The sequence below is a fragment of the Streptomyces sp. NPDC058052 genome (assembly GCF_042885515.1).
Taxonomy (GTDB): domain Bacteria; phylum Actinomycetota; class Actinomycetes; order Streptomycetales; family Streptomycetaceae; genus Streptomyces.
Map to the genome: position 1 here is coordinate 434,176 of NZ_JBHVRX010000002.1, position 20,499 is coordinate 454,674.

Consider the following 20,499-nt stretch of genomic DNA (forward strand, 5'->3'; position numbering starts at 1 on the left):
TCACGCCGCCGGCGGCGGACCGGGAGAGAACCGAGAGGGGGCCGAGAGGGGGCCGAGAGCGCCCCCCGGCAGGGTCGTTCCCGAAGTCACCGACACAGCAGGAAGGGACGACCATGTCCGTCATCTCACCGGTGGGCGAGCGGCTCGCGGGGCGCCGGGAGTGGGCGGGGCTCGCCGTCCTGGCGCTGCCCACGCTGCTCATCTCGCTCGACCAGAGCGTGCTGTTCCTGGCGCTGCCGCACCTCGTGGAGTCGCTGCGGCCGACCGGCACCCAGTCCTTGTGGATCATGGACGCGTACGGCTTCCTCATCGCCGGCTTCCTCATCACGATGGGCGCGCTGGGCAACCGGGTCGGACGGCGCAGGCTGCTCCTCGTGGGCGCCGTGGCGGTCGCGCTGACCTCGCTGCTCGCCGCGTACGCGACCAGCGCGGAGATGCTGATCGCGGCCCGCGCGCTGCTGGGCGTCGCGGCGGCCACGCTGATGCCGTCGACGCTGTCGCTGATCAACAGCATGTTCCACGACCCGGGGCAGCGCGGCCGGGCGATCGCCGTGTGGGCGGGCTGCTTCATGGCGGGCACGGCCCTCGGGCCGGTCGTCGGCGGACTGCTCCTCGAACGCTTCTGGTGGGGCTCGGTCTTCCTCCTCGGGGTGCCGGTGATGCTGGTGCTGCTGGTCGCGGGGCCCCGGCTGCTGCCGGAGTACAAGGAGCCGGGCGGCGGCCGGCTGGACCCGGTGAGCGTCGTCCTCTCCCTCGCCGCGGTGCTCCCGGTCGTCCACGGGCTGAAGGAACTGGCCCGGCACGGCTGGTCGCTCGTGCCGCTGCTGACGCTCGTGGGCGGCGTGGCGGTCGGCGCGGTCTTCGTGGCACGGCAGAAGCGGATCGAGCACCCGCTGCTCGACCTGGGGCTGCTCCGGGGCCGCGGCTTCGCCGCGGCGCTGGCGATCCTGCTGGTGTCGATGGTCGCCACCGCCGGCAGCTACCTCTTCGTCACCGGCTATCTCCAGCTGGTGGCGGGCCTGTCGCCGAGGGAGGCGGGCCTGTGGATGGTGCCGTCGGCGGTCGCGTCGATCGTGGCGGCGCAGCTCGCCCCGGCGCTGGCCCGGCGCTTCCCGGTGCGTCTGGTGGTCGCCGGCGGTCTGCTGGTGGCGGCGCTCGGCTACGGGCTGCTGGTCCTCGTGGGTCCCGTGGGCGGGATGCCGCTGCTGGTCACCGGTTTCGTGGCGGCGTTCTTCGGCGGCGGGCCGATCGGCGCGCTGGGCACGGCCCTGGTCGTGGGGTCGGCGCCGCCCGAGCGGGCCGGTTCGGCGGCGGCGCTCTCGTCCGTCTGCGGCGACCTCGGCGCGGCGCTGGGCGTGGCGCTCCTCGGCAGTCTCGGCACGGCCGTCTACCAGGGCACGGTGGCGGTGCCCGCAGGTCTGCCGCCGCGGCTGGCGGAGGCGGTCCGGAGCGGCGCGGACTCGGCGCTCGTGGCCGCGCAGGCCCTCCCGGCGGGGGCGGCGGAGACGGCCGGCCGGATGCTGGACGCCGCCCGCGAGGCGTACACGAACGGGCTGAACACGGCCGGCGCCGTCTGCGCGGCGATCGCCGTGGCGTCGGCGGCCGTCGCGGCGACGACGCTGCGCAGGGCGTCGGCCTGACGGCCCGGCCGGCGCGTCCGCCGGCCACGCGGCCCCGGTGGGCGCCGCCAGGCCCGGAGACGGTCGGACGCGCGCGCAACCTTCGCGCCGCGTCCGTGGTCTGTTCACCCGTCGGGGTCCCACCAGGGCGGGACCGGCGACGAGGGCCTGTCCGGCCCGATCCGCCGGACGGGCCCGGAGCCCCCCTTCCGGACTCGTGCTTCGCAGAGGAACACCATGAACGACCTCACCGTCCCCCGGCCCACGCCCGAGGGCCTGTCCGAGCTGCTCGACGCCGAGCGGACGCGGGCGCTCCAGGCGATCACCCCGCCGTGGACGCACTTCCTGCTGACCGCGGTCTGCGCGGCCGCGGTGTGGGTGCCGGACGCCGGTGTGGCGCGGACGGTGGCGGTGCTCGCCACGCTGGCGCCCGGGGCGTGGATCCTGCTGCGGAACGGGGCGCTGACCCGGGAGGCGACCGTCCACACGTGGGACGACCCGGACGAGGACGGGCCCGCGGACCCCGTCCTGGCCGCGCGGGTGGCCTCACGGATGCTGGTGGTCACCAACCTCGTCGTCTCGGCCGCGCTCGCGGCGGCGGTGCTCCTCGTGCCCCTGACGTGGCTGCGCGTCCTGCTCCCCGTGCTGTCGCTGTGGGCCGTCGCCGACCTGGTCCGTCAGGTCTCGGCCCGCCGCCGGGCCGCCGCGGTCGTCGAGCGGAGCAAGGGCGAGCCCTGGTACCCGGCGTACCGGGCGCGGATCGATGCCCGGCGGGCCGTGCTGGGCTGAGGCCGGCCCGCCCCGCGCCGGCCTCCTGAAGCGGGGCCGGCGGCCGTCGCCATACCGATGCGCGCCACCGCAGGCGTGCGCCATCACCCGGCGTACGGCGGCAGCCGGCGTACGACACCGCCCGGGGCACGCCACCGCTCGGCACACGCCATCGCCCGGTGCGCGTCACCACTCCCGGGTGGCGATCAGCTCCTCCCGGTCCGCGCCGGCGAAGCCGTACGCGGTGGCGACGAACCAGAAGTCGGCGCCTATCTCCTCGCGCGCCACGGTCTCGATCTCGCTCCCGGCCGCCTCGAACTCCGCCTCCAGGGCGTTGAACTCCTCCGTCGCCGCGTGCGTGAGGACGTACAGCGCCGGCAGGCCGGCGGGCCGGTCGGTCTCGATGCGCTCGCAGAGCCGGAGCAGGATCTCGCGGCCCTTGTCGACGACGTGGTCGGGGAAGTACCCGTCCTCGTACAGCCCGCGCAGGAACGCGTGCTCCCCCACCTTGTCGTTCGTGATCGTCATGCCCGTCCCCTCCCGTGCGTGCTCTCTCCTCCCGATCATGCACCGGGGCACTGACAGCGCCGCTCAGACGTGGACGTACGGCGTGGTCGTGGTGAGCGGGACGAAGCCGAGGCGCTGGAGGATGGGGCGGCTGGTGGGGGCGGCGTCGACCTGGACGTACCGGTGGCCGTGGGCGGCGGCGACGCGGGCCCGGTGGGCGACGAGGGCGCGGTACAGGCCGCTGCCGCGCCACTCCTCGACGGTGCCGCCGCCCCAGAGCCCGGCGAAGTCGGTGCCCGGGTACAGCTCCAGGCGGGCCGCGCTGACGGGGACCCCGCCGGCGAGGGCGAGGACGGCGGTGACGGTGCCGGGGTCGGCGGCCAGCCGGTCCAGGAGGCGGCGGCCGAGGTCGGAGCTGTCGGTGCCGAAGGCCCGTTCGTGGACCTCGACGACCTGGCGCACCCCCTCCGCGTCGGTGACCTCGCGGAGTTCGACGCCGGCCGGCAGCGGCACGGCGCCGGCCTGCGCGACCGCCTCGGCGGCCAGGACGGTCTCCGGCTCCTCGGGGGTGAAGCCGGCCGCCACGAGCCGCGCGCCGAGGTCGGCGGGGCCGTCGTGGCCGTACAGCTTCCACTCGAAGGGGACGCCCTCCGCGCGGTAGTGGGCGAGCTGCTCGGCGACGGCCGCGTCGGCGGTGTGCTCGTCGAGTCCGGACCAGAGGACGCCGTTCCAGGCATGGGCGGGGCCGGTCTGGCGGACGACGGCGCCGGCGCGGTCGACGCGGCAGCCCGGCCCGTCGGGGCGCGCCTCCCGCCGCAGCTGCCGGTCGTACAGGTCGAGGAGGTGGTGTGCGAGGTTCATCAAGGTCATTGAAGGACGGCGCCCTCGGGCGGGCAACGCCTTTTCCCGGCCGGGGCGCCGGTGGATCCGGCGCGGGCGTGCGGACGGCCGCGCGGCTCGACGGTGGCGAAAGGTGCCGTGCCCCCCTTGCCAAACCCCTCCCCGGGAACGTTTTACTGGCCCCCACACGTATCTACCGAATGATCGGTCGTCCGTTTTCGTGCGGCGGCCGGGCGAGTGCGGAGGAGTGGCGGCGCATGACGGAACTGCTGGACGGCGGCGAACGGCTCGGGCGCGAGGAGCTGGCGGCGCTCCAGCTGGAGCGGCTGCGGACCACGCTGCGGCACGCCTACGCGAACGTGGACTTCCACCGGCGCTCCTTCGACGCGGCCGGGGTGCACCCCGACGACTGCCGCTCCCTCGCCGACCTGGCCCGCTTCCCCTTCACCACCAAGGCGGACCTGCGCGACCACTACCCCTTCGGGATGTTCGCCGTGGACCGGTCGCGGGTCCGGCGCGTCCACGCCTCCAGCGGCACCACCGGCCTGCCGACCGTCGTCGGCTACACGGAGGGTGACCTGGAGGTGTGGGCCGACGTGGTCGCCCGCTCGCTGCGCGCGGCCGGGGCCCGCCCCGGCCACCGGGTGCACGTGGCGTACGGGTACGGCCTGTTCACCGGGGGCCTCGGGGCGCACTACGGCGCCGAACGGCTCGGCTGCACGGTGATCCCCGCCTCCGGCGGCATGACCGCCCGCCAGGTGCGGCTGATCCAGGACTTCGAGCCCGAGATCATCATGGTGACGCCGAGTTACATGCTGACCCTGCTCGACGAGTTCGAGCGGCAGGGCGTGGACCCGCGCTCGACCTCCCTCAAGGTGGGCGTCTTCGGCGCGGAGCCGTGGACGGAGGCGATGCGCACGGAGATCGAGGAGCGGTTCGCGATCGACGCGGTCGACATATACGGCCTGTCGGAGGTGATGGGGCCGGGCGTCGCGCAGGAGTGCGTGGAGACCAAGGACGGGCTCCACATCTGGGAGGACCACTTCTTCCCGGAGGTCGTGGATCCGATCACGGGCGAGGTGGTGCCGGACGGCGAGGAGGGCGAGCTGGTCTTCACCTCGCTCACCAAGGAGGCCATGCCGGTGATCCGCTACCGCACCCGGGACCTGACCCGGCTCCTCCCGGGCACCGCGCGGCCCGCGTTCCGGCGGATGGAGAAGGTCACGGGCCGCAGCGACGACATGATCATCCTGCGCGGGGTGAACCTCTTCCCGACGCAGATCGAGGAGATCGTCCTGCGGACCCCGGCGGTGGCCCCGCACTTCCAGCTGCGACTGACCCGCGAGGGCCGGCTCGACGCGCTGACGGTGCGGGCGGAGGCCAGGGCCGACGCGACGGCCGGGGACCGCGCGGAGGCGGCCCGGGCGATCGAGCGGGCGGTGAAGGACGGCATCGGCGTCTCGGTCGCGGTCGAGGTGGTGGACCCGGAGACGCTGGAGCGGTCGGTGGGCAAGATCAAGCGGATCGTCGACCTGCGGAAGGACTGACCGCCGGAGGGCGGATCGCGGACAGGCCGAGGGCGGCGGATACCCACTTTTTAGTGGGTACTTGTCGCCCTCCGCGCTCCGGGAGAAGGTGAGGACGTCCACAGGGGCGGCGCCGCACGGATCCGGAGGGAGAAGGAGTCAGGAGGCGGCGCGCGGCTCGGCCAGCCGGTCGAGGTGTCCGTGGCCCCAGTCGGAGAGCGGGGCCAGCAGCAGCGAGAGCCTGAGACCTTCCCCGGTCAGCGAGTAGACGGTCTTGGGCGGCACGACGTCGTGCGCCTCACGGTGCACGAGTCCGTCGCCCTCCATCTCGCGCAGGGCCTGGGTCAGCACCTTCTCGCTGATCCCGGGCACCTTCCGGCGCAGTTCCCCGGGCCGGTGCGGCCCGGATTCGAGCATCCACAGCAGCGTGGGCTTCCACTTGCCGTCGATCACCGAGATCGCCGCGGCCACGCCGCAGACCGATTCCTCGTCGAGGCGGATGCGCGCCATCGTCCCTCTCCGTCCCGTCGTCCTCGTGCGTCCGTGTGCCCGCGGCCGTCCGGCCGCGTCACCACACCCACCCTAATCCGCATTCTCTGCACAGGAGTTCACGCATGTCCGCCAACCAGTCGTCCGCCCAGGAGTCCACCGCCCGGCAGCAGGCCGTCACCGTGCTCGGCCTCGGCCCGATGGGCCGCGCCCTGGCCGGCGCCTTCCTCGCGGCCGGGGTCCGCACCACCGTGTGGAACCGTACGCCCGGCCGGGAGGGCGACCTCGCCGAGCGGGGCGCCGTCCTCGCGGCGAGCGCCGCCGAGGCCGTCGCGGCGAGCCCGGTGACCATCATCTGCCTGGTCAACTACGACGCCACGGACGCGGTGCTGCGCCAGGACGCGGTCGAGGCCGCGCTCAAGGGCCGCACCCTGGTCAACCTCTCCGCCGACGTCCCCGAGCGGGCCCGTGACACCGGCCGCTGGGCGGAGGAGCACGGCGTCGCCTACGTCGACGGCGCCATCATGACGCCGGCCGGCACGATCGGCTCGCCGGACGGGGTGTTCCTCTTCAGCGGCCCGTCCACCACGTACGAGGAGCACCGGGCCGTGCTCGACTCGCTCGGCGGCACCCACACCCACCTCGGCGAGGAGGTGAGCCGGGCGGCCGCGTACGACATCGCGCTGCTCGACATCTTCTGGACGTCGATGGGAGGGTTCGTGCACGCGCTGGCCCTGGCGGACGCGGAGGGCATCTCGCCGCGCGAACTGGCCCCGTTCGCGTCGGGGATCGCGCGGATCCTCCCGCCCCTCTTCGACGAGCTCTCCGGGGACGTCGAGGACGGCACGTATTCCGGCGCCATCAACCCGCTGACGTCCGGGGTGTCGACCATGGCGCACGTCGTGCACGCCGCCGAGGCGCACGCCATCGACTCGGGCGTGATGCGCGCCATCGAGGGGATGGCGCGCCGCACCGTGGCCCTCGGCCACGGCACGGACGGCTTCTCCCGGGTCGCGGAGGTGCTGCGCCGCCGCTGACCGGCGGTCAGGCGTACCGGTCGCGGAGCTCCCGCTTGAGGATCTTGCCGCTGGCGTTGCGGGGCAGGGTCTCGGCGAACACGATCCGCTTGGGAGCCTTGAAGGAGGAGAGGGACTCCCGGGCGTGCGCGAGGAGTTCCGCCTCCGTCACCTCGCCGCGCGGCACGACCACGGCGGTGACCGCCTCGATCCAGCGCTCGTCGGGCAGGCCGATGACGGCCGTCTCGGCGACCGCCGGATGGGTGTAGAGGGCGTCCTCGACCTGGCGGGAGGCGACGAGCACACCGCCGGAGTTGATGACGTCCTTCACCCGGTCGACGATCGTGAGGTACCCGTCGGCGTCGCGCACGGCGAGGTCGCCGGAGCGGAACCACCCGTCGCGGAAGGCGGCCGCGGTCTCGTCGGGCTTGGCCCAGTACCCCTCGCAGAGCTGCGGGGACCGGTACACGATCTCGCCGGGGGTGCCGTCGGGGACGTCCTTGCCGTCCTCGTCGACGACCCGCGCCTCGACGTGCCGGACGGGCCGGCCGCAGGAGTCCATGCGGCCGTCGTGCTCGCCGGGGCCGAGGACCGTGGCGAGCGGGCCGATCTCGGACTGGCCGAAGCAGTTGTAGAAGGCGAGGCCGGGCAGGTGTCCGCGCAGCCGTTCCAGGACGGGCACCGGCATGATCGAGGCCCCGTAGTACGCCTTGCGCAGCGCGGACAGGTCCCGCTCCGCGAAGCCCGGGTGGTTGGCGAGGCCGATCCACACGGTCGGCGGGGCGAAGAGGCTGTCCGCGCGCCCCGCCTCGACGAGCGCGAACAGGGTCTCCGGATCGGGCCCTTCGAGCAGGGTGCTCTCCGCGCCGACGGCCAGGTAGGGCAGCAGGAAGACGTGCGTCTGGGCGGAGTGGTAGAGCGGCAGCGCGTGCACCGGCCGGTCGTCCTCGGAGAGGTCGAGCGCCTCGATGGCGCTGGCGTACTCGTGCACGAGCGCCCGGTGGGTCATCATCGCGCCCTTGGGCAGGGCGGTGGTGCCGGAGGTGTAGAGCAGCTGCACGAGATCGCGGGGATCGCTGTCGGAGTCGTACGCCTCCGGTGCGGCGAGCGCGTCGAGGAGCGAGCCCGGCGCGTCCCGCAGGGCCCGGACCGGCACGCCGGCGGGGATCCGGTCGGCGAGTCCGGGATCGGCGAGGACGAGGGAACTCCCGGACTGGTCCAGGAGATAGCCGAGGTCGTCGCCGGTGAGGTGGTGGTTGACCGGCACGTGGACGAGTCCCGCGCGGGCACAGGCCAGGAAGGCGATCAGATAGGCGTCGGAGTTGTGCCCGTAGGTGGCGACGCGGGCGCCCGGCACGAGCCCCGGCTCGCGGCGGAGCACGGCCGCGGCGGTGGAGACGGCGGCGTCCAGCTCGGCGTAGGTCCAGTCGCGGTCCGCGTACCGCAGGGCGGTCCGGCCGGGGACGCGCTCGGCGCTCGCGCGCAGCACGCCGTCGACGGTGCGGGTGAGGAGTCCTCGTTCCATGGCTGGATCCTCGGCGCGGCGGTGCGGCGGGTCAAGTACCCGGCCGTGTCCACACACCCCTTCGCCTCGGATACCGAACGGGATGTTGACAAGTCGGGCATTGGCTGTCTGTATGGGCCAACGAGCTTTGTCTGCTTGTCCGTTGGGAGGCATCGTGCCTGTCCGCTCCCACTCCCCCCACCGCTCCCGAGCCCGGCTCGCGCTGGTCGCCGCCTCGCTCGCCGCCCTCACCGCGACACTGCTGCCGGCCGCCGCGGCGGCCGGCCCCGGAGGGCGCGACCGCGAGCACCGGCCGTCCGACCGGGGCCTCTCCGCCGTCATCCGGTACACCGAGTACGGCATCCCGCACATCCTGGCCGCCGACTACGCGAGCCTGGGCTTCGGCACCGGCTGGGCGCAGGCCGCCGACCAGGTGTGCGTGCTCGCCGACGGCTTCGTCACCGTGAACGGCGAACGCTCCCGCCGCTTCGGCGCCTCCGGCGCCCCGGACGGCTCGCTCTCCTCCGCCACCTCCAACCTCTCCAGCGACCTGTACTTCCGGGGCGTCAGGGACGCCGGCACCGTCGAGAAGCTGCTGCGCACCCCGGCCCCGGCGGGTCCCAGCCGTGACCTGAAGGAGCTGATGCGGGGGTGGGCGGCCGGGTACAACGCCTGGCTGCGGAAGAACCGGATCACCGACCCGGCCTGCGCGGGCGCCGACTGGGTCCGCCCGGTGACGGCCCTCGACGTGGCACGGCACGGCTTCGCCGTCGCCGTCCTCGCCGGGCAGGGACGAGCGGTCGACGGCATCGCGGCGGCCCGTCCGCCGACGGCCCCGGCCGGGACACCGGAACCCGATGCCGCACCGGAGCGCGCGGCGGCCGCGGCGCGGGCCCTGTTCGCGGAGGCCGGCGCCGCCATGGGCTCCAACGCGGTGGCCTTCTCCGGCGCGACCACGGCGGACGGACGCGGGCTGCTGCTCGGCAACCCGCACTACCCGTGGCACGGCGGCCGCCGCTTCTGGCAGTCGCAGCAGACGATCCCCGGCGAGCTGAACGTCTCCGGGGCCTCGCTCCTCGGCCTGCCGGTCGTCAACATCGGCTTCAACGAGAAGGTCGCCTGGAGCCACACGGTGGCCACCGGCGTGCCGGTGAACCTGCACCAGCTGACGCTGGTGCCGGGCGATCCGACGGCCTATCTGGTGGACGGGGAGCCGGAGCGGATGACCGCGCGGACGGTGACGGTGGCGGACCGGGACGGCGCCCCGGTGACCCGTACCCAGTGGTGGACGCGGTACGGCCCGGTGACGACCGCGCTCGGCGCGGGGCTGCCGCTGCCGTGGACGGCGACCACCGCGTACGCGCTGAACGACCCCAACACCGCCAACCTGCGCGGCTCGGACACCGCGCTCGGCTTCGCCCGGGCCCGCTCGACGCGGGACGTCGCCGAGGCGCTGCGCCGCACCCAGGGGCTTCCGTGGGTGAACACCGTCGCCGCGGACTCCGCCGGTCACACCCTCTTCAGCCAGTCGCAGGTGCTGCCGCGGATCACCGACGACCTGGCGGAACGGTGCTCCACGCCGCTCGGCCGGGTCGTCTACCCGGCGTCCGGCCTGGCCGTCCTCGACGGCTCGCGGACCGCCTGCGCGCTCGGCTCGGACCCGGACGCCCTGCAGCCGGGCGCCTTCGGGCCGTCCCGGCTGCCGGCGCTGGAGGACGCCCCGTACGCGGTGAACTCCAACGACAGTGCCTGGCTGACCAACGCGGACCGGCCGCTGACCGGGTACGAGCGGGTCTTCGGGAACGTCGGGACGCAGCGCTCGCTGCGGACCCGGGGCGGCATCGAGGACGTGTCGGCGATGGCCGCGCGGGGTCGGCTGACGGTGGCCGACCTCCAGCGGCAGCAGTTCGCCAACCGCGTGCCGGCCGCCGGTCTGGCATCGGCGGACGTGGTCGCGGCCTGTCCCGCGGCGCTGCCGGCGGAGCCCGAGGCGTGCCGGGTCCTCGCCGCGTGGGACGGGACGATGGACTCGGCCGCCAGGGGTGCGCTGCTCTTCGACCGGTTCTGGCGGAAGTTCACGGCGACGGTGCCGGCGGCACGGCAGTGGAAGGTGCCGTTCTCGGCGGCGGACCCGGTCCGCACCCCGCGCGGCCTCGACACGGGCACGGCGGGCTTCGCGAAGGCGCTGGCGGATGCGGTGGCGGAGCTGCGGGCGGCGGGGATCCCGCTGGACGCGCCGCTGCGCGACCACCAGTTCGTGGTGCGGGGCGGGGAGCGGATCCCGGTGAGCGGCGGGACGGAGTCGCTGGGCGTCTGGAACAAGACGGAGCCGGTGTGGAACGCGGCGGGCGGCGGCTACGTGGAGGTCGCGCACGGCACGAGCCACGTGCAGGCGGTCGGCTGGGACGGGGGGCGCTGCCCGGTGGCCCGCACCCTGCTCGCGTACTCCCAGTCCTCGGACCCGACCTCGCCGCACCACAGCGACCAGACGAGGCTGTACGCGGACGAGCGCTGGGTGACCTCCCGGTTCTGCGAGAGGGACATCCTGCGCTCGCCCGCGCTGCGGATCGTGGTGGTCAGGGACTGAACGACCCACCAGGGACGGAACAGCCGTCAGGGACGGAACGATCCGTCAGGGGCTGAACGGTTCCTCAGGGACTGAACGAGAGGAAGACGAAGGCGGCGAAGATCGCGAGATGGACGCCGCCCTGGAGGAGCGTGGCCCGTCCGGGCACCACGGTCAGGGCGCTCACCACGCCGGTGAGGGCGAGCAGGACCATGTGGAGGGGGCCCAGGCCGAGGACCAGCGGCCCGGACAGCCAGATGGAGGCGAGCGCGATCGCCGGGATGGTCAGGCCGATGCTGGCGATCGCGGAGCCGTACGCGAGGTTGAGGCTGGTCTGCACGCGGTTGCGGCGGGCGGCGCGCACGGCGGCGAGCGTCTCGGGCAGCAGCACCATCAGGGCGATGACGACACCGACGACCGCCTTGGGCAGTCCGGCGGACTCGACGCCGTCCTCGATGGTCGGGGAGATCACCTTGGCGTTGCCGACGACGGCGACGAGGGCGACGAGGAGCAGGCCGAGGCTGGTCCAGGTGGCGGCCTTGGTCGGCGGGTCGGCGTGGTCGTCCTCCGAGCAGTCCTTGCCCTCGGGGGTGACGGGCAGGAAGTAGTCGCGGTGCCGGACGGTCTGGACGGCGACGAAGACGGCGTACAGGCCGAGGGAGGCGACGGCGGCGAAGGCGAGTTGGGCACCGGAGAACTCCGGGCCGGGCTGGCTGGTGGTGAAGGTGGGGAGCACCAGCGTCATGGTGGCGAGGGTGCAGACGGTGGCGAGCGCGCCGCCGGAGCCCTCGGCGTTGAAGACGGCGACCCGGTTGCGGAGGGCCGCGACCAGGAGCGCGAGGCCGACGATGCCGTTGCAGGTGATCATGACGGCGGCGAAGACGGTGTCGCGGGCGTAGGTGGCGGTCTTCTCGCCGCCGCCGGCCATCAGGCTGACGATGAGCCCGACCTCGATGACGGTGACGGCGACGGCCAGGACGAGCGAGCCGAAGGGTTCGCCGACCCGGTGGGCGATGACCTCGGCGTGGTGGACGGCGGCGAGGACCGCGGCGATGAGGCAGAGCGCGACGAGCCCCACGGCGAGACCTGGTAGCTCACGGCCCCAGGCGAAGACCAGCGCAAGCAGGGCCACCACCGGCCCCCACGTGGTCCACTCGCGGGTCAACGCCTTGGTGCTCGAACTCATCATCTTCTTCCTGCCCTAGGGGGCCGCCGCTCCCCGCGAGGGGGACCGTGGCCCGTTTCCGTCATTCTTCTGCGTCGGCCAGACCGTGCTCGTACGCCGCGAGGGTGTCGATGAACATCCGCCGTTCGGCCGGTCCCAGCGGGGCGAGGGCCGCCCGCCAGGCTCCGGCGCTGCGGCCGAGCCAGCCGTCGATGGCTCCTCTGCGCTCCTCCGCGATCGACACGATCTTGCGTCTGCGGTCGGCGGGGTCCTCGTGCCGTTCAAGGACCCCCTTCTTCGCCAGGTCCCCCACCATCAGGCTGACGGTGGTGGGCGCGACGCCGAGGCGCGCGGCCAGTTCGTTCACGCTCTGGGGACCGTCGAAGAGGAGGTAGGCGAGCAGGGAGAGGTGACGGGGGGCCAGCGTCAGCGACGCCAGCTCCTCGGGCACCTTGATGCGCTTCACGCGCCCCACCATCCGGGGCATGAGCAGCAGCAGCGTACGGACGGCGTCGTCGACGTCCGGTCCGGCGGCCCCGCTCCCCTCGCGCTCGGTTGACACCCTGAACCCTCCGATTTAGCTTTGCTTTCAAAGCAAATAGATCTGTCGTGATCGATGCTACCGGAGGCCACAGCCATGTCCGCGTTCAATGAGCAGGTCATCGAGGAGTTCCGGGCCGACGGCGGCCTGGTGGGCGGCATGTTCGAGGGAGCGGATCTGCTCCTGCTGACCACCCGGGGCGCCCGCAGCGGCCGGCCGCACACGACCCCGGTGGTGTACGTGCGCGACGGGGCGCGCCTGCTGGTCTTCGCGTCGAACGGGGGCGCGCCGCACCATCCCGCCTGGTACCACAACGTCCGCGCCGAGCCGCGCGTGACCGTCGAGATCGGCACGCCGGAAGGCACGGTCGACCGCTTCGAGGCGGAGGCGGTGGCGTCCGAGGGCGCCGAGCGTGACCGGCTCTACGCCGAACAGGCGGACCGTGACCCGGCGTTCGCCGCCTACCAGGCCGGTACGGAGCGGCCGATCCCGGTCGTCGCCCTGCGCCGCGCCGACGGGATCGCCGATCCGTCCCGCCGCGCGGCCGTCGCCGCACACCTGGTGAAGGTCCACGACGGGCTCCGCTCCGAACTGGCCGCGCTCCGGCAGGGCCTGAACACCGGCACACCCCGGCTCGGGGCGGAGCTCGCCCGCCACTGCCTGGCGTTCTGCGGCGCCCTGCACACCCATCACCACAGCGAGGACGGGGTCTTCGGCCTCCTCCAGGAGCAGTTCCCGCACCTCGCCGAGGATCTCGGCCGGATGCGGGAGGAACACCGCTCGGTGGCCCGCGCGATCGCCGGACTGGAGGCGCTGCTCGCCTCGGACGCGGCCCCGGACGTGCTGCGGGCCGAGGTGGACCGCCTCGCGACCGGCCTGGAGGAGCACTTCGCCCACGAGGAGGCCCGCCTGCTGACCGCCCTGACGGGCGGGTCCCCCGGCGCGTGACCGGCCGGACCCTCCCCGTGACGACCGTCCCCGCCACGGGCGGGGCAGGGCCGCGGGGTCAGGCGTCCCGCCCGTCGCCGGTTCCGTCCACCCCCGTGTCCACGTGCATCGCCGCCTCCTCGGCCGGGGCCGCGCCGTCGTCGCGTCCGACGTCACGGGCGACCGCCCGGTCGATGTGGCCGGGCCGTGCGGCGTACGGGGCCAGACGGCCGGCCCGGGTCGCGCCGGCCTCGTCGTCGACGGGTTCGCCGGCTCCTTCCGGCAGGTCTCCGATGCCGTCGCCCGCCGGCGGCCCGATCTCCGGCTCCTCCTGGCGCAGCCGGTCGTCGAGCGGTTCGCCCTCCCGCTGCTCCCGCTGGGTGGTGCCGTGGCGGGTGACGCCCCGGGGGCGGTCGGGCGGGGAGTACCCGGGGGCGCTCATGTCGTCGAGGGGGTCGGTCACGAGCGCGTCGTCCGGATCGAGGTCGCCGGAGGGACGGTTGCCCACGTCGGAGTGGGTGGGCTGGTAGACGTCGTCGGCGCGGCCTTCGTCCTGGCCGGGCGTGTCCGGCCGGTCGGCGTGGGCCATGGCGGGCTCCCTTCGTCGGTCGGTCGCGAGCCTCCGTCAGTCGGTCGCGAGGAGGATCGCGTACACGAGGAAGAACAGGGCGCACAGGACGACGACCACTCCCATCGCCACGAGGGGGCCCTTCGTCCAGCCGCGACTGAGCGGCCGGTACGGCCCGGTCGCCGGGCCCGTGCCCGATTCGGCCGGGGGTGTCTCGCCCGGACGGACGCCTCCGGCGGCGCCCGCCCCGAGGGGGTGGGGAGTGCGGGGGATGTTCCGGGGGGTGGGGTCGGGAGGGTTCGGGGTGGTGGTCATGACGCCCGTCTTCCTGGGACGCGGTGCTGCGGGTTCGGCGGCGCGGCCGTACGCCGCCGCGTCGTCGGCGTCGCCGGTCGTGGACGCGGCCCCTGGGGACGCCGTCACCGGGGCCCGTCATGTCCCGCGACTTGCCGCCACGGGCGGTCCTGAAACGGGCCGGGCCCCACAACCCTGGAACCGGTCACCGATCACTGGTCACCGGTCACCGGTCACGGTCACCGACTCACCGGTCACCGGCTCACCGGCTCACCGGCTCACCGGCTCACCGGCGCGGGCGTCCCCGGCCGGCGGCCCGGGAATCCGACCTGCCCCCCGCCCTGCCCCCGCCCTGTGCCCGCACCGCGCCCCGCTCCCCCCGGGGCGGGGACCTCACAGCGGGCGCTCTCGGCCCTCCCAGTACGGGTCGCGCAGCCGGCGCTTGTAGAGCTTGCCGTTGGGGTCGCGGGGCATGACGGCGATGAAGTCGAGGGACTTGGGGCGCTTGAATCCGGCCAGGTGGTCCGCGCAGTGGGCGAGGATCGCCTCGGCGAGCGCCGGCCCCTCCTCGTACCCCTCGGCCGCCTCGACGACCGCCTTGACCTCCTCGCCCCAGTCCGCGTGCGGGACGCCGAAGGCGGCGGCGTCGGCGACGGCGGGGTGGGCCAGGAGCGCGGCCTCGATCTCGGCGGGGTAGATGTTGACGCCGCCGGAGATGATCATGTCGATCTTGCGGTCGCGGAGGAAGAGGTAGCCGTCCTCGTCGAGGTAGCCGAGGTCGCCGACGGTGAAGAAGTCGCCGACCCGGCTCTTCGCGGTCTTGGCCTCGTCCTTGTGGTACTGGAAGCCGCCGGTGTTCATCTTCAGGTAGACCGTGCCGAGTTCGCCGGGCGGCAGCCGTTCGCCGTCGTCGTCGAGGACGGCGAGTTCGCTGATCGGCCAGGCGCGGCCGACCGTGCCGGGCCGCTTCAGCCACTCCTCCGCCGTCGCGAAGGCGCCGCCGCCCTCGCTCGCCGCGTAGTATTCCTCCACGCACCCGCCCCACCAGGCGATCATCGCCCGCTTGACGTGCTCGGGGCAGGGCGCGGCGCCGTGGATGGCGTGCCGCATCGAGGTGACGTCGTACCGCTCGCGGATCTCCTCCGGGAGGGCGAGGAGGCGGTGGAACTGCGTGGGGACCATGTGGGTGTGGGTGCAGGCGTACGCGTCGATCAGCCGCAGCATCTCCTCCGGCGTCCACTTGTCCATGAGGACGAGCGGGTGCCCGATGTGCAGTGAGGCGGCGGCGAACTGGAGGACCGCCGTGTGGTAGAGCGGCGAGCAGACCAGGTGCACGTGGGAGCCGAAGGGCCGGATGCCGAAGATGCCGAGGAAGCCGCCGAGGTGGGACTCCTCCGGGAGGCGGCCGGACAGCGGGCGGCGGATCCCCCGCGGGCGGCCGGTGGTGCCCGAGGTGTAGTTCATGACCCAGCCGAGGGTCCGGTCGGCGGGCGCCGACTCCGGCTGCCCGTCGAGGAGTTCGGCGTAGGGGCGGAAGCCGGGCACCTCCCCGACCGCGTACCGCCGTTCGGCCGCGAGGCCCGCCTCGTCGGCGGCGACGGCGGCCGCCTCGGCGAAGCGCTCGTGCGCGATCAGCACCTTGGCACCGGAGTCGGCGACGATCCAGGCGATCTCCGCGCCCACGAAGTGGTGGTTGACCGGGACGAGGTAGAGACCGGCCTGGGTGGCGGCGAGATGGGCGGTGAAGAACTCGACGCCGTTGGGCAGGACCACGGCGAAGGCGTCGCCGCGCTCCAGGCCGGCCGCGCGCAGCCCGTGCACCATCCGGTTCGCGGCGGCGAGCAGCCGGCCGGCCGGCCACTCCTCGCCGTCCGGCGCCACCAGCACGGTGCGGTCCGGGTCGGCGGCGGCCTGGGCCCAGAACCCGTTCGGGCTTCCCTCGCTCATCACACACCCCTTCCGGCGATCCGGTCGATCCGGTCGACCGCCTTCTCGAAGCCCCGCGTCAGCTCGTCGACGACCTGCTGGACGCTGCGCTCGGAGTTCATCCGGCCGACGATCTGCCCGACGGGGGTGCCGAGCAGGGGGTCGACCTCGTACTTCTGGATCCGCGACACGGCCTCCGCGACCAGCAGGCCCTGGAGCGGCATGGGCAGCGGGCCCGGCCCGGCCGGGTCCTCCCAGGCGTCGGTCCACTCGGTGCGCAGCTGACGGGCCGGCTTGCCGGTCAGCGCGCGGGACCGGACGGTGTCGCCGGAACCGGCGGCGAGCAGCTTCGCGGTCAGGGCGCGCGAGTGGAGCTCGGCCTCGGTGGTGGTGAGCCAGAGCGAGCCGAGCCACACGCCCTGGGCGCCGAGCGCGAGACCGGCGGCGATCTGCTCGCCGCTGCCGATGCCGCCCGCGGCGAGGACCGGGAGCGGGGAGACGGCGTCCACGACCTCGGGCGTGAGCACCATGGAGGCGATCTCGCCGGTGTGGCCGCCCGCCTCGTACCCCTGGGCCACGACGATGTCGATGCCGGCCTCCGCGTGCCGGCGGGCATGCCGGGCGCTGCCGGCGAGCGCGGCCACCAGCACCCCGTGGTCGTGCGCGCGGGCGACGACGTCCGGCGGCGGCGAACCGAGGGCGTTGGCCAGGAGCTTGATGGGGTAGTCGAAGGCCACGTCGAGCTGACCGCGGGCGACCTCCTCCATCCAGCCGGTGATCCGCCAGCCCGACGCCTCGCCCTCGGCGAGTTCGGGCACGCCGTGCTTGGCGAGGACCGAGCGGACGTACTCCCGGTGTCCGGCGGGGATCATGGCCTCGACGTCGGCCTCGGTGACGCCCTCGACCTTCTTGGCGGGCATCACGACGTCGAGGCCGTAGGGCCGTCCGTCGGTGTGCTCCTGCATCCAGTCGAGGTCGCGGGCGAGGTCGTCCGGCGCGGTGTACCGGACCGCGCCCAGGACGCCGAAGCAGCCGGCCCGGCTGAGGGCGGCGGCGACCGCGGGGAAGGGCGTGAAGCCGAAGATGGCGTGCTCGATCCCCAGTGTGCGACTCAGCTCCGTCTCCATGGGCGGCAGGATGCCGCAGCGGGGCGGTGGAGGGAAGAGGTTTTCTGATGCATCGTCAGATTCTTTGACGGGTGGGGCGGAGCGGGGTGCGGGAGGGTGGAGGCGTACGGGCCGGAACGAGGTGCCGGGAGGCGGGCCGATGGGCGTGGCGGGACAGGGGCGGCGGGGGGACGCGCGGGGACCGGACCCAGGGCCGGCGCCCCAGGACGGACGGGGACCGGACGGCGCGCTGCGGTGGGGTACGGCGGCGGAGGCCGGCCTCCTCGGGCGGGAGCTGGAGGGGATGGTCGAGGACGTGCGCGGATTCCTCGGCCCCTCGCCGGTACGGCCGTGGTGCGCGGGCGCCGTGCTGCTCGCCGGACGGGGCAGGACGGTGGCGCTGCACCGGGCGGTCGGCTGGGCGGTGCGCTGGGCCGCGTACGACGAGGAGAACGACACGGCCGTCGAGCCGGCGCCCGGGCGGCGGGTCCCGATGACCCCGGACACCGTCTTCGACGTCGCCTCGCTCACCAAGCTCTTCACCTCCCTCCTGGCCGTGCGGCAGGTCGAGCGCGGCACGCTGGAGCTCGGGGGACGGGTCGCCGCGTACCTGCCGGAGTTCGGCGGGGCGGGCAAGGCGGACATCACCGTCCGGCAGCTGCTCGGCCACACCTCGGGGCTGCGCGCGGAGCTGCCGCTGTACGAGGCGCCGGACCGGGAGGGGCGGCTGCGGATGCTGTGGGAGGAGGCCCCGGTCGATCCGCCCGGGACGGCGTACCGCTACTCGGACCTCAACCTGATCGCGCTGCACCTGCTCCTGGAGCGGATCACCGGTCACGGTCTGGAGGACCTGCTCCACGACGAGATCACCGCTCCGCTGGGGATGCACCGCACACGTTTCGTCCCCCCGCTCTCGTGGCGGCCGGAGACGGCCGCCACCGAGGACGCCCGCCGCCCGTGGGCACGGCTCGACCGGGGCATGGTGCGGGGCGAGGTCCACGACGAGAACGCCTACGCCATGGGCGGCGTCGCCGGCCACGCCGGAGTCTTCTCCCGCGCCCGCGACCTCGCCGTCCTCGCCCGCACACTGCTCGACGGCGGCGTCTGCGGCTCCACCCGCATCCTCTCCCCCGCCTCCGTGGACCTCCTCCTCACCGACGTCAACCAGGACTTCCCCGGCCACGCGCACGGCCTCGGCTTCGAGCTGGACCAGCGCTGGTACATGGGCGCCCTCTCCGGTCCCCGCACCGCGGGACACACCGGCTTCACCGGCACCAGCCTGGTCCTGGCCCCGGACTCCGACGCGTTCCTGATCCTCCTCGCCAACTCCGTGCACCCCGTCCGCACCTGGCGTTCGGGATCGGCCCCGCGCGTGGCGGCCGCGAACCGGCTCGCCCGCGCGATCCCGGTCCGCCCGCCGGCCGGTACGGGCCCCACGGCCTGGTTCTCCGGCATGACGGCGCCCGCCGGCGCCACGCTGACCCTCCCGCCGACGGGACCGGGGGCGCGCCGCCTCGCCTGCCTGCTCTGGTGGGACACCGCGCCGGACACCGACCGCCTCGTCCTGGAGGCGACGACCGACGCCACCGCGCAAGAGCGTCCCGTCCCCTTCACCACCACCCCCGCCGACGGCCCGGGCGAACCGCTCCCGCACCCGGACGGCACGGCCGGCGGCTGGTCCGGCCGCCGCTGGCACCTCCTCACGGCCGACCTCCCGACCAGCCGCTCGATCCGCCTCCGCTTCCGGTACGGCACCGCCTCCCCCGCCGTCGGACGCGGGGTGTACGTGACCGGGCTCCGGGTGCTGGACGGCTCGGGCGCGGCGCTCTTCGACGAGTCCCGGCCGGCCGACGCGGCTCGTGTCGACGCGTCCGGCTGGCACCGCTCGGCCGACTGACAGAGGCCGTGGAAGGGCCGCGACGGAGGCGCCGGGGCGCGGGCCCCGGCGCCGGACGCGGCAGGCGGGCTCACGCCTCGGTCAGCCAGCCCTCCTCGATGCCGTCGAGGACGAAGCCGTTGTCGAAGCGCACCTTGTACCGGACCCGCGTGCCCATGGCGGCGCCGTACGCTCCCTGCCGGACGAGCTGCTCGCGGAGGCCCTCGACCATGTCGGCCGCGGGGCCCTGGAACTGCCCGTCGCGGATCCGCTGCTCGAACTCGGCCAGCCCCGCCCCGAGGGCACCGCCCAGGCCCTCCGCCGCCTTCATGACGACGCCCGTCAGCCCCTCGACCAGGAACAGCGGACCCGCCACACCGGGCCTGGCCGCCATGTCGTCCCCGGTGACCTGTACATCCCTGGTCAGCCTCACCCTCGCGCCGGTCCCGTACAGCATGGACGTACCCCCCTCGTTCGCTCTTGACCGTGTCCGCGCCAGCCTAGGACGGCGACCGGGCCGGCGGCGGCGATCTCCGCAGGACGGCTCAGACCCGCGGTGCGGGCACGGACTCCGGAGGACCCGCGACCCCGACGCACGCCTCGTTGCCCTCCGGGTCGGCGAGGACCACGTTCGCGGGGGCGTCCGCGTCGTGCACGATCCGGCCGCCCGCGGCGAGGGCCGCCGCGATCCGGGCCTCGGCCTCGTCGTACGGCACCCAGACGTCGACGTGGATCCTGTTGCGCGCGCCCCGCGCCTCGTCCATGTGCTGGAAGTAGAAGGGGGCTCCCCGGCGCAGCGGGTCGATGAGGTCCTCGTCGCTGCCCGCGCGGTTCTCGTAGCCGAGCAGCGCCCGCCAGAACGGCAGCACCGCCGGCACCGCGAGCGCGTCCAGGGTCACCTGGACGGTGCCGACGGCCGAGGGGTCGGCGACCAGGCCGAGGGCGCAGGCGAGCTCCGAGATCCGCGGGGCGAGGTCCAGGTGTCGCCCGGTGACACCGTAGACGGTGTCCGTGACGGTGACCAGCCGGACGAGGACGCCGCCGGGACGCAGGTCGACGTCGGGGTCCGCGTGGCCGGCACCGTCGTCCAGGAGCCGGGCCAGCTCCGCCACGAACGCCGCCCCGGCGGCGAAGCCGTCGGTACGGAACCAGGCGCAGGCGCCCTCCCCCACGACCCGCCAGTCCTCCAGCCCCGGCGTCTCGTGGAACCGCCGCGGCCGGATCCGCTCCGCCTTGTCCTCGGTCTCGGTCTCGGTCACGC

General features: G+C 74.5%; 19 protein-coding genes. 7 read left to right on the top strand and 12 right to left on the bottom strand.

The window, feature by feature from the left end:
- Positions 1–113 precede the first annotated feature (113 nt).
- Both ACFVU3_RS04525 and ACFVU3_RS04530 read left to right on the top strand, forming a co-directional pair.
- Complete coding sequence (locus ACFVU3_RS04525; protein WP_390063572.1) at positions 114–1,640, top strand: MFS transporter; 1,527 nt, start codon at positions 114–116, stop codon at positions 1,638–1,640.
- 216 nt (positions 1,641–1,856) lie between these two features.
- Positions 1,857–2,408, top strand: a complete 552-nt coding sequence (locus tag ACFVU3_RS04530) for a hypothetical protein (RefSeq protein WP_390063574.1) — start codon at positions 1,857–1,859, stop codon at positions 2,406–2,408.
- Between the two features lie 165 nt (positions 2,409–2,573).
- On the opposite strand, the gene ACFVU3_RS04535 is transcribed toward ACFVU3_RS04530, so the two are convergent.
- Complete coding sequence (locus ACFVU3_RS04535) at positions 2,574–2,915, bottom strand: DUF5713 family protein (protein WP_390063576.1); 342 nt, start codon at positions 2,913–2,915, stop codon at positions 2,574–2,576.
- Between the two features lie 63 nt (positions 2,916–2,978).
- Positions 2,979–3,755: a GNAT family N-acetyltransferase gene (locus ACFVU3_RS04540; protein WP_390063578.1), complete on the bottom strand. Its 777-nt coding sequence runs from the start codon at positions 3,753–3,755 to the stop codon at positions 2,979–2,981.
- Positions 3,756–3,991: 236 nt separating this feature from the next.
- On the opposite strand from ACFVU3_RS04540, the gene paaK reads away from it, so the two are divergent.
- Positions 3,992–5,281, top strand: a complete 1,290-nt coding sequence (gene paaK / locus ACFVU3_RS04545) for a phenylacetate--CoA ligase PaaK (RefSeq protein WP_390063580.1) — start codon at positions 3,992–3,994, stop codon at positions 5,279–5,281.
- Positions 5,282–5,419: 138 nt separating this feature from the next.
- On the opposite strand, the gene ACFVU3_RS04550 is transcribed toward paaK, so the two are convergent.
- Positions 5,420–5,770, bottom strand: coding sequence for a winged helix-turn-helix transcriptional regulator (locus tag ACFVU3_RS04550; protein ID WP_390063582.1), 351 nt, complete (start codon positions 5,768–5,770; stop codon positions 5,420–5,422).
- A 104-nt stretch (positions 5,771–5,874) separates the two neighbouring features.
- Here ACFVU3_RS04550 and ACFVU3_RS04555 point away from each other — a divergent pair, with 104 nt between their 5' ends.
- Positions 5,875–6,786, top strand: a complete 912-nt coding sequence (locus tag ACFVU3_RS04555) for an NAD(P)-dependent oxidoreductase (protein WP_390063584.1) — start codon at positions 5,875–5,877, stop codon at positions 6,784–6,786.
- Between the two features lie 7 nt (positions 6,787–6,793).
- On the opposite strand, the gene ACFVU3_RS04560 is transcribed toward ACFVU3_RS04555, so the two are convergent.
- Positions 6,794–8,290: a fatty acyl-CoA synthetase gene (locus ACFVU3_RS04560; RefSeq protein WP_390063586.1), complete on the bottom strand. Its 1,497-nt coding sequence runs from the start codon at positions 8,288–8,290 to the stop codon at positions 6,794–6,796.
- Positions 8,291–8,444: 154 nt separating this feature from the next.
- Here ACFVU3_RS04560 and ACFVU3_RS04565 point away from each other — a divergent pair, with 154 nt between their 5' ends.
- The gene (locus ACFVU3_RS04565; protein WP_390063588.1) at positions 8,445–10,856 is read left to right on the top strand and encodes a penicillin acylase family protein; all 2,412 of its coding nucleotides are present in this window, start codon (positions 8,445–8,447) and stop codon (positions 10,854–10,856) included.
- 64 nt (positions 10,857–10,920) lie between these two features.
- On the opposite strand, the gene ACFVU3_RS04570 is transcribed toward ACFVU3_RS04565, so the two are convergent.
- Together ACFVU3_RS04570 and ACFVU3_RS04575 are read right to left on the bottom strand one after the other, a co-directional pair.
- Positions 10,921–12,021: a calcium:proton antiporter gene (locus ACFVU3_RS04570; RefSeq protein WP_390063590.1), complete on the bottom strand. Its 1,101-nt coding sequence runs from the start codon at positions 12,019–12,021 to the stop codon at positions 10,921–10,923.
- A gap of 61 nt (positions 12,022–12,082) precedes the next feature.
- Positions 12,083–12,487 (bottom strand): MarR family winged helix-turn-helix transcriptional regulator, encoded by a 405-nt coding sequence (locus ACFVU3_RS04575; protein WP_390063669.1) that lies wholly within the window; start codon positions 12,485–12,487, stop codon positions 12,083–12,085.
- Between the two features lie 150 nt (positions 12,488–12,637).
- Here ACFVU3_RS04575 and ACFVU3_RS04580 point away from each other — a divergent pair, with 150 nt between their 5' ends.
- A complete protein-coding gene (locus tag ACFVU3_RS04580; RefSeq protein ID WP_390063592.1) occupies positions 12,638–13,489 on the top strand; it encodes a nitroreductase/quinone reductase family protein in 852 nt (283 codons plus the stop codon).
- Between the two features lie 58 nt (positions 13,490–13,547).
- Here the strand turns inward: ACFVU3_RS04580 and ACFVU3_RS04585 are convergent, their stop codons facing one another.
- From ACFVU3_RS04585 to ACFVU3_RS04600, 4 genes are all read right to left on the bottom strand, one after another.
- A complete protein-coding gene (locus ACFVU3_RS04585) occupies positions 13,548–14,057 on the bottom strand; it encodes a DUF5709 domain-containing protein (protein WP_390063594.1) in 510 nt (169 codons plus the stop codon).
- A gap of 36 nt (positions 14,058–14,093) precedes the next feature.
- Positions 14,094–14,351, bottom strand: coding sequence for a DUF6480 family protein (locus ACFVU3_RS04590; RefSeq protein WP_390063596.1), 258 nt, complete (start codon positions 14,349–14,351; stop codon positions 14,094–14,096).
- Between the two features lie 372 nt (positions 14,352–14,723).
- Positions 14,724–16,277 (bottom strand): acyl-CoA synthetase, encoded by a 1,554-nt coding sequence (locus ACFVU3_RS04595; RefSeq protein WP_390063598.1) that lies wholly within the window; start codon positions 16,275–16,277, stop codon positions 14,724–14,726.
- Positions 16,277–17,383, bottom strand: a complete 1,107-nt coding sequence (locus tag ACFVU3_RS04600; RefSeq protein WP_390063600.1) for an NAD(P)H-dependent flavin oxidoreductase — start codon at positions 17,381–17,383, stop codon at positions 16,277–16,279. Before ACFVU3_RS04600 ends, ACFVU3_RS04595 begins: the two co-directional genes overlap by 1 nt.
- Before the next feature lie 139 nt (positions 17,384–17,522).
- Between ACFVU3_RS04600 and ACFVU3_RS04605 the strand changes: the two genes are divergently transcribed.
- On the top strand, positions 17,523–19,259 hold the full coding sequence (locus tag ACFVU3_RS04605) for a serine hydrolase domain-containing protein (RefSeq protein ID WP_390063601.1): 1,737 nt from the start codon (positions 17,523–17,525) through the stop codon (positions 19,257–19,259).
- Between the two features lie 70 nt (positions 19,260–19,329).
- On the opposite strand, the gene ACFVU3_RS04610 is transcribed toward ACFVU3_RS04605, so the two are convergent.
- Both ACFVU3_RS04610 and ACFVU3_RS04615 read right to left on the bottom strand, forming a co-directional pair.
- The gene (locus ACFVU3_RS04610) at positions 19,330–19,695 is read right to left on the bottom strand and encodes a hypothetical protein (RefSeq protein ID WP_390063603.1); all 366 of its coding nucleotides are present in this window, start codon (positions 19,693–19,695) and stop codon (positions 19,330–19,332) included.
- A gap of 88 nt (positions 19,696–19,783) precedes the next feature.
- Positions 19,784–20,497 carry a VOC family protein gene (locus ACFVU3_RS04615; protein ID WP_390063605.1) on the bottom strand — a complete coding sequence of 238 codons (714 nt, stop codon included), beginning with the start codon at positions 20,495–20,497 and terminating at the stop codon, positions 19,784–19,786.
- Positions 20,498–20,499: the final 2 nt, after the last annotated feature.

Coding starts and splice junctions, on each gene's coding strand:
- ACFVU3_RS04580 (WP_390063592.1), top strand. CDS start 12,638: ATGTCCGCGTTCAATGAGCAGGTCATCGAGGAGTTCCGGGCCGACGGC.
- paaK (WP_390063580.1), top strand. CDS start 3,992: ATGACGGAACTGCTGGACGGCGGCGAACGGCTCGGGCGCGAGGAGCTG.
- ACFVU3_RS04550 (WP_390063582.1), bottom strand. CDS start 5,770: ATGGCGCGCATCCGCCTCGACGAGGAATCGGTCTGCGGCGTGGCCGCG.
- ACFVU3_RS04585 (WP_390063594.1), bottom strand. CDS start 14,057: ATGGCCCACGCCGACCGGCCGGACACGCCCGGCCAGGACGAAGGCCGC.
- ACFVU3_RS04525 (WP_390063572.1), top strand. CDS start 114: ATGTCCGTCATCTCACCGGTGGGCGAGCGGCTCGCGGGGCGCCGGGAG.
- ACFVU3_RS04530 (WP_390063574.1), top strand. CDS start 1,857: ATGAACGACCTCACCGTCCCCCGGCCCACGCCCGAGGGCCTGTCCGAG.
- ACFVU3_RS04590 (WP_390063596.1), bottom strand. CDS start 14,351: ATGACCACCACCCCGAACCCTCCCGACCCCACCCCCCGGAACATCCCC.
- ACFVU3_RS04595 (WP_390063598.1), bottom strand. CDS start 16,277: ATGAGCGAGGGAAGCCCGAACGGGTTCTGGGCCCAGGCCGCCGCCGAC.
- ACFVU3_RS04610 (WP_390063603.1), bottom strand. CDS start 19,695: ATGCTGTACGGGACCGGCGCGAGGGTGAGGCTGACCAGGGATGTACAG.
- ACFVU3_RS04600 (WP_390063600.1), bottom strand. CDS start 17,383: ATGGAGACGGAGCTGAGTCGCACACTGGGGATCGAGCACGCCATCTTC.
- ACFVU3_RS04535 (WP_390063576.1), bottom strand. CDS start 2,915: ATGACGATCACGAACGACAAGGTGGGGGAGCACGCGTTCCTGCGCGGG.
- ACFVU3_RS04605 (WP_390063601.1), top strand. CDS start 17,523: ATGGGCGTGGCGGGACAGGGGCGGCGGGGGGACGCGCGGGGACCGGAC.
- ACFVU3_RS04570 (WP_390063590.1), bottom strand. CDS start 12,021: ATGAGTTCGAGCACCAAGGCGTTGACCCGCGAGTGGACCACGTGGGGG.
- ACFVU3_RS04540 (WP_390063578.1), bottom strand. CDS start 3,755: ATGAACCTCGCACACCACCTCCTCGACCTGTACGACCGGCAGCTGCGG.
- ACFVU3_RS04560 (WP_390063586.1), bottom strand. CDS start 8,290: ATGGAACGAGGACTCCTCACCCGCACCGTCGACGGCGTGCTGCGCGCG.
- ACFVU3_RS04555 (WP_390063584.1), top strand. CDS start 5,875: ATGTCCGCCAACCAGTCGTCCGCCCAGGAGTCCACCGCCCGGCAGCAG.
- ACFVU3_RS04575 (WP_390063669.1), bottom strand. CDS start 12,487: ATGCCCCGGATGGTGGGGCGCGTGAAGCGCATCAAGGTGCCCGAGGAG.